The 10569-nt window shown below is 62.9% G+C and carries 9 protein-coding genes; 6 read left to right on the forward strand and 3 right to left on the reverse strand.

The window, feature by feature from the left end; translation table 11 throughout:
• Positions 1 to 214 precede the first annotated feature (214 nt).
• The 3 genes from Q0629_RS04775 to miaA are packed head-to-tail and all read right to left on the reverse strand — an operon-like array spanning position 215 to position 3630.
• The gene (locus Q0629_RS04775) at positions 215 to 1765 is read right to left on the reverse strand and encodes a S1 RNA-binding domain-containing protein (RefSeq protein ID WP_298779603.1); all 1551 of its coding nucleotides are present in this window, start codon (positions 1763 to 1765) and stop codon (positions 215 to 217) included.
• A 24-nt stretch (positions 1766 to 1789) separates the two neighbouring features.
• Complete coding sequence (gene ispH, locus Q0629_RS04780; RefSeq protein ID WP_298779606.1) at positions 1790 to 2644, reverse strand: 4-hydroxy-3-methylbut-2-enyl diphosphate reductase; 855 nt, start codon at positions 2642 to 2644, stop codon at positions 1790 to 1792.
• Positions 2638 to 3630, reverse strand: coding sequence for a tRNA (adenosine(37)-N6)-dimethylallyltransferase MiaA (gene miaA, locus Q0629_RS04785; RefSeq protein WP_298779609.1), 993 nt, complete (start codon positions 3628 to 3630; stop codon positions 2638 to 2640). The genes ispH and miaA overlap by 7 nt, the downstream gene beginning before the upstream one ends.
• 309 nt (positions 3631 to 3939) lie before the next feature.
• Here miaA and Q0629_RS04790 point away from each other — a divergent pair, with 309 nt between their 5' ends.
• From Q0629_RS04790 to Q0629_RS04815, 6 genes are all read left to right on the forward strand, one after another.
• The gene (locus Q0629_RS04790; protein WP_298779612.1) at positions 3940 to 4890 is read left to right on the forward strand and encodes a hypothetical protein; all 951 of its coding nucleotides are present in this window, start codon (positions 3940 to 3942) and stop codon (positions 4888 to 4890) included.
• A 61-nt stretch (positions 4891 to 4951) separates the two neighbouring features.
• A complete protein-coding gene (locus Q0629_RS04795) occupies positions 4952 to 5866 on the forward strand; it encodes a YitT family protein (RefSeq protein ID WP_298779615.1) in 915 nt (304 codons plus the stop codon).
• A gap of 28 nt (positions 5867 to 5894) precedes the next feature.
• Positions 5895 to 6779 carry a triphosphoribosyl-dephospho-CoA synthase gene (locus tag Q0629_RS04800; protein ID WP_298779618.1) on the forward strand — a complete coding sequence of 295 codons (885 nt, stop codon included), beginning with the start codon at positions 5895 to 5897 and terminating at the stop codon, positions 6777 to 6779.
• Between the two features lie 98 nt (positions 6780 to 6877).
• On the forward strand, positions 6878 to 8050 hold the full coding sequence (locus tag Q0629_RS04805) for an amidohydrolase (protein WP_298779621.1): 1173 nt from the start codon (positions 6878 to 6880) through the stop codon (positions 8048 to 8050).
• A 25-nt stretch (positions 8051 to 8075) separates the two neighbouring features.
• Positions 8076 to 8804, forward strand: coding sequence for a hypothetical protein (locus Q0629_RS04810; protein WP_298779624.1), 729 nt, complete (start codon positions 8076 to 8078; stop codon positions 8802 to 8804).
• Positions 8780 to 10569, forward strand: a 1790-nt coding sequence (locus Q0629_RS04815; RefSeq protein ID WP_298779626.1) for an ATP-binding protein, incomplete at its 3' end; no start/stop codon positions are given. The genes Q0629_RS04810 and Q0629_RS04815, both read left to right, overlap by 25 nt.

Genomic DNA, 10569 nt, shown 5'->3' on the forward strand with positions numbered 1-10569 from the left:
GGACGAGGTTGTCCACCTCGTTGAAGGGGTCCGCGGAAAAGGGGATGTCGCCCCGCCACTCAAGGTAGTCAAAGAGGTTCGCCACCTGTCCTCGCCTCCTCTGCATAGCGTTCCCCCTTACCGTCCCCCGAACGTGAGGGGCAGATACGAAAAGGGGCGGACCAGCCGCCCCTTTTAAGTTTTCGCTTACGGCAAACGCCGTCGTTTCGTTTCTTTAGAAGTTCTTATCCTTTAAGGCTTCGACAAAGGGATTCTGATACAGGCCGCCCTCGTCCAGCCCCGCGTCGCCTGCGTTGGAACGGCGATCCTCACGGGACTCCTTCCTGTGCTGCTGGCGCTCCTCGCGCCTGGGCTGCTGAGGCTCCGCCGGCTCCTCCAGGGCGCTCAGGGAGAGGCGCATCCTGCGCTGTTCGGGGTTGACCTCGATCATGCGCGCCACGACCTCCTGCCCCTCATGCAGCACGTCGCCTGGTTTCTCGACGCGCCTGTTGCTGAGCTGCGAGATGTGGATGAGGGCCTCCACGCCTTCCTCCGCCTCCACGAAGGCACCGAACTCCGCGAGGCGCACGACCTTGACCTTGAGGTCCTGGCCCACGGCGTAGCGCTTGTCGATGTCCTTCCACGGGTCGTTGAGCTGCTTGTAGCCCAGGCTGATGCGGCACTTCTTCGGGTCCTCGCTCAGGGCGATATCCATCACCAGGACCTCCACCTCCTGCCCCTTGCGGAAGGTGTCCCTTGGATGCTTGATGCGGGACCAGCTGATGTCGCCGATATGGATCAGGCCCTCGATGCCCGGCTCCAGCTCGACGAACGCCCCGAAGTCCGTCACGTTGGTGACGACGCCCTTCATGACGTCGCCCTTGTGGATGCGCTCGCTGACGGTCAGCCACGGGTCCCCCTGAACCTGCTTGATGCTCAGGGAGATGCGGTCCTTCTCCTTGTCGAGGCCGATGACTTTGACGGTGACCTTGTCGCCCTTCTTGTAGAGGTCGCGGATGCGGACGTTGCGCTTCCACGTGATCTCACTGACGTGGACGAGGCCGTCCATGGCGCCCTTGAGGTTTACGAAGATGCCGAAGTCCGTGATGCTGCTGACCTCGCCCTCCAGGACGTCGCCCTCGTGGACTTCGTCGTAGAACTTCGCACGCTTCTCGGCGTTCTCCTTCGCCACGAGGTCCTTACGGGAAAAGACCAGGCGATGCTTCCGCTTGTCCCGCTCCAGGGGCTTGACCTCAAAGGTCTCGTCGATGAAGCTCGACAGGTTGGAGCCTCGGCCGTTCTCGGCGATATGGGACATGGGGATGAAACCCTCCAGGCCACAGCACTCCACCATCAGGCCGCCCTTGACCTTGCGGAGCCCCTTCACCTGAACCGTTTCGTTCCCCTCAAGCAGGGCCTCAAGCTCGGCCCATCGACGGTCAAATTCGCTGCGCCACCGGCTCAGGAGAAGCTGCGCCTCCTCGCCGTCGCGGATCTTGACCACCTGGACCTCGATCTTGTCGCCCGTCTTCGGCTTCTCCACGTCCTCGATGAGGATGCGGTGCGTCCACTCCTTCTCGGGGAGCAGTCCTTCGCACTTATAGCCGACGTCGACGAGCCAGCCGTTCTCCGTTTCCGCGACGACGGTGCCGTCCTTGATGATCTCGCCCGGATGAAGGCGCGTCGCTACGTCGTACTCCTCCATCAGCTTGCCCTGATCCATCTCCTGCCCGTCGCTCTGCGAAGCCTGCTCCAGTTCCATATCCCTGTTCATTTCCTGTTCCATAATCCACATATCCCCCTTGCCTGCCTACATTCTCGCGATTTTATTGCTTATTTCTGTGATAAGCCACTCGGGCGTGCTCGCCCCCGCGGCAATACCAATCCTGTTCCTGCCCTCAAACCACCCCCGGCTGTCATCCAGTTCCTGAGCATCCTCAACCCAAAGGACATCCATGCCGTTCGCCTCGGCGATGTTCCGCAGCTTGCCCGTGTTGGCGCTTGCGCGTCCGCCGATGAGGACCATTCCATCCACCCGTTTCAAAAGCGCCCGCACCGCTTCCTGACGCTCCATCGTAGCGCGACAGATCGTGTTGCAGACGTGAAGCTCCTTCGCGCGCCGGACCAGCACCCCCGCCACGGCGGCAAGGCGCTCCTCCTGCTGCGTGGTCTGAGAGATGAGGGCCATGCGGGGCCGCTCCGGCAAGAGGGCCGCCTCGTCCTCGTCCTTCACCACGTCCAACGGCCCGTCCGTGTGCCCCATGATCCCACGGATCTCCGGGTGCTGACGGTCGCCCAACAGGACCACGTGCCACCCCGCCTGCGACAGCTCCGCCGCCAGGTTCTGAGCGCGGCCCACGAAGGGACAGGTCATGTCGAAGACCCGCGCGCCCTTCTTCTTCAGGGCCTCCAGCACCTCAAGGGGCTCACCGTGCGCTCGGATAAACACGTCCGCCCCCGGCGGGACCTCGCTCTCGTCCTGGGCCACGCGAAGCCCCATCCCCTTGAGCCGATCCACCTCCTGGGGGTTGTGGATCGGCAGCCCGATCGTCCACACGGGCCGACCGGCTCGTCCCTCCTTCAGGGCCTCCAGGATGGCGTCCACCGCCCGCTTCACGCCAAAGCAGAAGCCGGCGTGCTCCGCCATGACGACCTGCTTCACCATGCCGGCGCCTCCGCGCAGCCTTCGGCCGCGACAGAGCACCCCTCTAGGTGACGAAGGGCCACCTCCAGGAGAGCTTCCTCCACCCGCTCGGCGGACAGGGCGAACGTATCATACCACAAGGCGGGCCGAAAATGACGGAACCACGTCATCTGCCTTCGACAAAAGGCACGGGTCCGGCACACCGCTCCCTCAAAGGCCTCGTCCAAACTCATCCGTCCCCATCTCCAGGCCGCAAGCTCACGGTACCCCAACCCCCGCATGGGAGGGAATCGCTCGTCAAAGCCGTGGTCGATCAGCCAGGCGACCTCCTCCGGGAACCCTCCGTCAAACTCCGCGCGCAGCCGGAGGGCAATGCGTCGGGCCAGGTCCTCCCGCGGGCGAACCAGCCCGACGTAGAGGACGTCCAGGCCGGAATCCAGTTTCGTCCCCTCCGCATAGAGCCGCGAGGGCGGCGTTCCGGTCAGGTCCCATATCTCCAGGGCCCGCGAGACCCTCAAAACGTCGTTGGGGTGGAGACGGCCAGCCGTGTCAGGGTCCAGCTCCATGAGGCGCGCGTGCAGCGCTGCGGGGCCATCGGCCTCCGCCATGGCCTCGTAGCGGCGGCGGACGTTCAAATCATGGGGAAGGGATGCGTTCATGGAGGCGCCGAACAGCGCGTTGTAGTAGAAGGGCGTTCCTCCGACAAAGAGGGGGAGCCGACCGCGCGCGTTGATGCGGCGAACGGCATCCATCGCGCCCTCGACGAACGAGGACACGGAAAAATGGACGTCGGGGTCCACGACGTCGATCATGTGGTGCGGGACCTCGCGCCGAACGGAGGCAGGCACCTTGTCCGTGCCCACGTCCATATAGCGGTAGACCTGACGTGAGTCCACCGAGATGATCTCCGCGTTCAACTTTTTTGCAACGTCGAGGCTCAGGGCCGTCTTGCCCACGGCCGTGGGCCCGATCAGCGCAATGACAGGCTGCCGTTCACCGTTATTCAAAAGAGCAGCCACCCTTCGCCATCCGTCCGACCCCTTCAATAAAATCAGGTAAATGCTTGTTAAGTATAGCACATTGCGCCCAATTCAAGGGTTCGCCCTCTAGACGATGACGTCGCACCGCGAATGAACGGTGGCAGGACCAGCCCGAAAACCGTATTTCCGTCAGAGGGGCGGCACGTTTGCGTCATCCAACAAGGCGCTGGCGCAGAAGGACCGGACTTGCGGAATCAACCCTTTTGATATATTGTAAGATGGTAAGGTATGTAAAACGGTAAAATTTATTTCTTAATATTGAGGAGGCGCTTGAGCATGAGGATGCAGAACAAACGAGGCCCGATCGAGGCACAGAACGCGATCGACAGGAGAAAGTTGTGGCTGGCCTATCTCGTCTTTCCCCTTCTTTCGCTTCTTCCCGTTCTGCTCCCGCTTATGATGCTGCGGGGTGCGGAGCGCCTGACCTCGCAGCTCGTGATGCAGCTCATCCTGGACACGTGTCTTTACGTCCTGTTTCGAGGCGTCCTGTTCCCCACGGTGATGCGTTTTCTGCTCCTGAGGCGAGGGACGCGGTATGGAGTGGAAACCTATGTCTGCACGGTGCTGTCGGTCGCCGTTTCCATCGCGGCTTGCTGGCTCGTGTACGAGGAACCCTATTTTCCGCTCGTCTTTGACATCTTCAGCGCCTACAACGTCCTCACGTATCGATCTTCCGGAAAAAACACGATTTCAACGGGCAGGCTGCTCGCCCTTACGGGCCTGACGGTCGCCCTGCTGGCGAGCTGGTGCGTCGTACTTGACGACGAGGAGGAAACGCTGAACCGTAAAGTTGCCCAGGCGGTGGCCTCGATCATGGCCCTCTGCTACACGTTCAGCTCCTATCGAAACGCGAAAGGCGCCGCGAGGGGCGTTGCCCCCTCCCCTTCCGGCCCCGCCGCAACGCCCATTCGAGGCCAGGTCCTGTTGCCCCCCTGGGAAATGGGCCCGGCGGCGCCTCAGGCGCAGCCGGCGAACGTGCCTCCCGCCAGCGGTGGGTTCGGAGCACCGCAGGACGTCACGGACGAGGAGGCTTTCAGCTATCTGGGGATCGCTCCAAGCGCCACGATGGAGGAAGTGCAACGGGCCTACGAACGAGGGAAGGAGCGCCTTAATCCTGCGTCCTTCACAATGGGCAGCGCCGAGTATCAGGATGCCGTCCGTACGCTTCAGCTCCTGGACATGGCGTACCGTCGAGCCTCGATGTACTGCATGGCGCGGAGAGCTTGACCCACGCCGCGCACGGCCTGTGTTATGATTGAAGGGCCCCGCTTCGGGGCCTAATTTTATCTTGACGGACGGTGGATTTCAGATGGGCGAGAGGACGCAGCGGGGCCGCGTGGCGGATTTTCTGTACAGGCTAATGACGGAGGAGCTGGACACTCTGATCAGCACGACCATTGGAACGGTGCTGACCTGTTTTGCCATCATCGCCTTGATGATGCCCTACAAATTCGCCTCAGGCGGAGTGACCGGGGTGGCGCTCATCACCAATTACCTCTGGGGGCTCTCACCGGTCTGGGTGATCACGGTGGGCAACGCGCTCCTTCTCCTGTGGGGCTGGCACTACCTGTCAATGCGCTTCGCCCTCTGGACGCTCTACGTCACCATCCTGACCAGCCTGGTCCTGCCCATCTTCGAGATGTTTCGATACCCCGTGATTCAGGAGCCGCTTCTGGCCGCCATCCTTGGCGGAATCATCGGCGGGATCGGCTACGGGATGCTGTTTCGCGTCGACGCCAGCTCCGGAGGGATGGACGTGGTTTCCGTCGCCGCGAGGAAGCGCTGGGGGGCCGACATCGGGACGATGTCCCTCTACATCAACCTCGTCATCCTGCTGGCCTCCTTCGTAGCGGTTTCTCTGGAGGAGATCCTCTTTGGAGCACTGATGCTCTACGTGGAAACGTTGACCATCGACAACGTAGTACACTCCTTTCACCGTCGCACCCAGGCCCTGATCATCAGCGGCCGGGCCCCTGAGATCAAGAACTACATCATGACGGACCTGGAGCGCACGGCCACGCTGATCCCGGCGAAGGGCGCCTACAGGGACACACCGCTCGAGATGCTCTTGGTGATCCTGCCGAGGCGGCAGGTCGCGTCCCTGAAGCGCTATATCGCCTCTCTGGACCCGACCGCGTTCGTCATCTTCTCCGAGGTTTCCGAGGTCGTTGGGGAAGGCTTCAAGAGCTGGCTGCGGGCATGAGTGGAACCTCAGAGGGTGAGGTGGCCTCATGAACGATATCCTGGTGTTCAACATAGCCCGCCTCGCCGTCAAGTCGATGCTGAACGCGGGGGCGGCCTGGCCCAAACCGGGACTGGTCACGCCCCTGGCCGACGCGGCGGGGACGACGTTTCAGACGATCGTCGAGGGCGCTCTAGGGCTCCTCCCCTGTTTTCTCAACTGCGCCTCCATCGGGCTTGAGACGGAGGCGATGAACCCCGAGGACGTCATGACGCTGCTGCGGCCCGCGGGGATGCAGGGGGAGCGCGAGGTGCAGGGGATCGTTCGAGGGAGCACTTCCTTTAAAGGAAGCATCTTCTTCCTGGGGCTGCTCAGCGCGGCGGCCGGCCGGCTCTTTGCACAGGAGCGGAACCTGACGCCCCTGGCCCTGACCCTGACGGCCTCCTCCTGCGCTCGCGGCCTGGTGGAGCGCGAACTGCGCGGGCTGGACGAAGAGAGTGCGGAACTGACGCCGGGGGAAAGGGCCTGGACGCTCTACGGGGTGGACGGCGCGCGAGGCGAGGCGGAGAGGGGCTTCCCCGTCGCGCTTCAGGCTGCAGACCTCCTGCGGCAGCTTGAGGAGGGGAACGACGCCCTCTCCGGGAGGGAGCGCGCGGCTCAGGCGCTGCTTGACATTCTGGCCGGGAACTCGGACTCCGCCCTGGCGGAGAGGGTGGGGCTCGACGGGATGCTCCGGGTTCAGGCGGAGGCGAAGGCCGCCCTCCTGGCAGGGGGCGTCCTCACCTCAGAGGGCCGCGAGGCTGTAAACGCCCTGGACAGGCGGCTGCGGGAGGCGGGTGCAAGTCCCAGGGGGGCCGAGGTCGCCTTGGCCGCCGCACTGTTCGTCCGGGACCTCGAGGCGCTCCGCCCCACGAGGTCCGGCCGCGAGGAATAGCTGCGGGGCCCCACCCCCGTTATCCCAAACGCTTCCTTAGTGCTATACTGTCTCCCGACCTGAAGTTTTGGCTCAATTTTCAGAAAGGGGTTTTTAGGATGGACATCAAAGCATTGGCGGAGAAGTACGAGCTCTACATCGTGGAGCGCAGGCGTTATTATCACTCGTGCCCGGAGCTCTCCAACGAGGAGAAGGAGACCAGCGCCCAAATTCGGCACGACCTGGAGGCGATGGGGATCGCGGTCCGGGAGGTCCCCGGTTGCTACGGCCTCGTCGCCGACATCCGCGGGGGGAGCCAGGGTGCCACGGTGGCCCTGAGGGCCGACATGGACGCCCTGCCCATCAAGGAGGATACGGGGCTGCCCTTCGCCTCCAAAAACGGGGGGCGCATGCACGCCTGCGGGCACGACAGCCACGTCGCCATGCTGCTGGGGGCCGCGCAGATCCTGAACGAGGTGAAGGCCGAGCTGCGCGGCACGGTGCGCCTTCTGGTCCAGCCGGCGGAGGAGGTCGCCACGGGCGCCCTCGACATGCTGAGGGGCGGCGCGCTCGATGGCGTCAGCGCGATCTACGGCGCCCACGTCTGGGGCAACTTCGACGCGCCCTTGATCGACGTGACGCCGGGCAGCCGCATGGCCTGCTGCGACAAGTTCACCATCGAGGTAGAGGGCGTCGCGGCCCATGCCTCCGCCCCCCACCTCGGCGTGGACGCCATCACGGTCTCGGCGGCCATCATCAACAACCTGCAGCAGTGCGTCTCGCGCATGAACGACCCCCTGAACCCTCTCGTGCTGACGATCGGCTTCATCGAGGGCGGCCCCCGCTGGAACGTCATCTCCAACCGCGTGCGCATGGAGGGGACGGTCCGCACCTTCGACGAGGACCTCAGCAAGTCGGAGATCATGCGCCGGATCATCGAGGACACCGCCGCGGCCTTCGGAGCGAAGGGGACCCTGGAGTACAAGCGCCTCACCCCGCCCCTCATCAACGGCAGCGACAAGCTCAACGCGATCGCCCGCGAGGCCGTGGTGAAGCTCTACGGGGAGCAGGCGGTCGGGCACATGCCCACTATGATGGGCAGCGAGGACTTCCCCTGGCTCTCCGACGGCGGAAAGATCCCTTACATCTTCGCCTTCATCGGCAGCAGGAATCAGGAGAAGGACATCACGTACACGAACCACCACGAGAAGTACACCGTGGATGAGGGCATCCTGAAGCGCGGCGCGGCGGTGATGGCCCAGTTTGCGGCGGACTTCCTGGCGAGCGCGTAAACGGCGAGGAACGAGGGGGAACGGCATGAACAATAAGGACAGGGACTTGAGCGTCGCCGGCGAGCTGCTGGAGGTCCTGCGCCTCAGCGGAAAGGATTTCATGACCCTGAGCGCGATGCGGGAGGCGATGGGCTCCCAGCTCCGCAAGCGTCTGGGACTGACGGGTAAGAGGCTGACGGCTCCAAGTCTGAAGAAGATTTTTGAGCCCCATTTGGATGAAACGTTGGAGATCCGAATGAATGGCCGCTATACCTATCTCGTCGTCGCGAGAAATCCAGAAGACCTGATCGCGGATTTTGTAAGGGAACACCCCGGTAGGATGGCCGGAGGGCTGGCCACCTCTCTGCCCTTCAAAAAGGCCGACTTCCTGAGCCTTCTCAACGGCCTGCTGAAGAAGGCACGCCTCTACGCCGTTCTCAAGGACGATTACAAGGCGCGTTTCTTCGTTTCCGAGGAGCCTGGAGGCAGAGTGGGGGCCGATACGTTTGACAAACGCAGGGAGCAGCTTCACTCGGCCTTTCGGGAGCTCGATCGAGGGAGTACCTTCGTCCGTATCTGCGACCTGCGCCGCCGTTTGGGCTGGCCGCGCGCGGTCTTCGACGACATGCTTCGCCGGCTGCGCGACGAGGAGGTCGTTCAGCTCCACGCGGGGGACGTGAGGTTGATGACACTGGACGAGGTCCAGGATAGCTTTGTGGACGAGAACGGCTTCAGGATGGGGACGATGACATGGATAGCCAGAACGACAGCGTGATTCGCAGCCAACTGGCGGCGAACAACCCCTTTGCCTCGTCCGCAGCCCCCAATCCCTGGGACAACGCCAATCCCGACCTCGACTCCCTCAACCGTGCCGTCGTCGACCATATCGACCAGCTCCTGAAGACGAAGAGAAAGACTCCTGCAGAGCCCCTTGCCGGCGTGGTCCTCGGAGAGGCCGGAGCGGGCAAGACCCACACCCTCAAGCGCGTCCTTGGCAGGATTCGCGAAAGCGGAGAAATCGCGATCTTCGTAACGGTCAAGGCTTTCATGGACCCGGAGAGCGTCATGCGGGACCTGCTGCGGGAGGTCTTCATCAGCATGGCGCGGGAGCATGGGAACGGGAAGCTGCAAATCGATCGGCTGCTCGATGAGCTGGATGAAAGCTACCGCAAGGACTGTCGAAAGGAAGGGCGTCCCGTCCTCTCTGGCATGGAACGGCTCAGTCCCCTCAGGAAGCAGATGTTGGGAATAGACAAGGATTTCCTTCGTTGCCTGCTGCTCTATGCCAGCACGGAGGACACCTCCCTGAAGGATGATATTCTCTTCTGGCTGATAGGAGAGTTCGATGAGAGCTTCCCCGAGAGGCTTAAGGTGCCCGACTGCAACTGGGACGATATGACGCCGGCAGCGCGGGAGAAGAAGGCACGGGACAGGCTCCGCTCCCTGGGGCACGTCCTGCGCTACGCCAACGTCCCGATGCTGGTCTGCTTCGACCAGCTCGACGGCATGATTTCAGAGGACCTGATCACCGCCTGGGGGACGGTGGCAAGCCTCCTGATCAACGATGTTTCCGGGGTTCTGCCCCTGGCCTTTCTCCGCGCCGATACGTGGGAGGAGCGCTTTTCCAAAAGGCTGGACGACGCTGCAAGACATAGGTTCGAAAATCACCGTATCACCATGAAAAACTGCAGCCTGGAGCAGGCGAAGCAGTTGATCAAAGATCGCATCAAGGCCTTTTTCGACGATGGAGTGGAGCAGAAGTACCAATGGCTGATGGCGCGCCTCGATACGACGCTGAAGCCGGGCTACTCTCCTCGAATGGTCATAAACCTGGCCAATCGGGCCATCCAGGAGGCTGGAGATGAGGTGGACGAAGCCCATGAGGTCGAACGCACCCTGGCCGCAGCCTACCGTGAGGAGTGCGACAAGGTGGCTTCGGACCCCAATTCCTGGCCCCCCAACGCGAATCACCTTCTGAGTGCGCTGGAAATGTGGCTAGGCTCCCGGCCGGAATTTACCGTTTCCCGATCAGACGATAAATACGTGCGGCTGTCCGGACAGCGCTCCGCCGGGGGCTCGAAGGCGCCATGCGCCTTCATCGTCATGACGACCCGGCATCATAGTTCTGCGGCAGCCGCAATCAAAAGGGGGATCAACTTCCTGAAAGAACATCCCAACGGATTCTGCTGTTACGTCACGGACGGGCGGGCGCTCAAGGGCCCCGAAAACTGGAAGCTGGTTCATGACCTCCTCGGGCAGTTCAGGGCTCTGAAGGGGAGGACGATCGTCCTCCAACCGGATGGGCGCGCGGGCTGGTACGGCCTCGTGGCGTTTCAAAACAAGGTCTGTAACGGAGACGTTACCCTCTACCCGCCATCGGATGGTCCTCGCCTGGCGACGCCGGAGGACCTTTCGGGCTACATGAAGGAGGGCTTCCGCCTGAACCTTCTCGGCCTTGACGGGGAGAGCGGGAAAACCGGTGATGGCGACCGGAGCAGGAATGCAGGGAGCGGGGAAGGCCCCACACCTCCCACCCGTGG

Origin of the sequence: uncultured Fretibacterium sp., assembly GCF_938030725.1 — a bacterium.
Taxonomy (GTDB): Bacteria; Synergistota; Synergistia; order Synergistales; family Aminobacteriaceae; genus Fretibacterium.

Excerpts from the sequence above, each read along its gene's own strand:
- Q0629_RS04805 (WP_298779621.1), top strand. The coding sequence starts at position 6,878 with ATGGACATCAAAGCATTGGCGGAGAAGTACGAGCTCTACATCGTGGAG.
- Q0629_RS04810 (WP_298779624.1), top strand. The coding sequence starts at position 8,076 with ATGAACAATAAGGACAGGGACTTGAGCGTCGCCGGCGAGCTGCTGGAG.
- Q0629_RS04800 (WP_298779618.1), top strand. The coding sequence starts at position 5,895 with ATGAACGATATCCTGGTGTTCAACATAGCCCGCCTCGCCGTCAAGTCG.
- Q0629_RS04790 (WP_298779612.1), top strand. The coding sequence starts at position 3,940 with ATGAGGATGCAGAACAAACGAGGCCCGATCGAGGCACAGAACGCGATC.
- ispH (WP_298779606.1), bottom strand. The coding sequence starts at position 2,644 with ATGGTGAAGCAGGTCGTCATGGCGGAGCACGCCGGCTTCTGCTTTGGC.
- Q0629_RS04775 (WP_298779603.1), bottom strand. The coding sequence starts at position 1,765 with ATGGAACAGGAAATGAACAGGGATATGGAACTGGAGCAGGCTTCGCAG.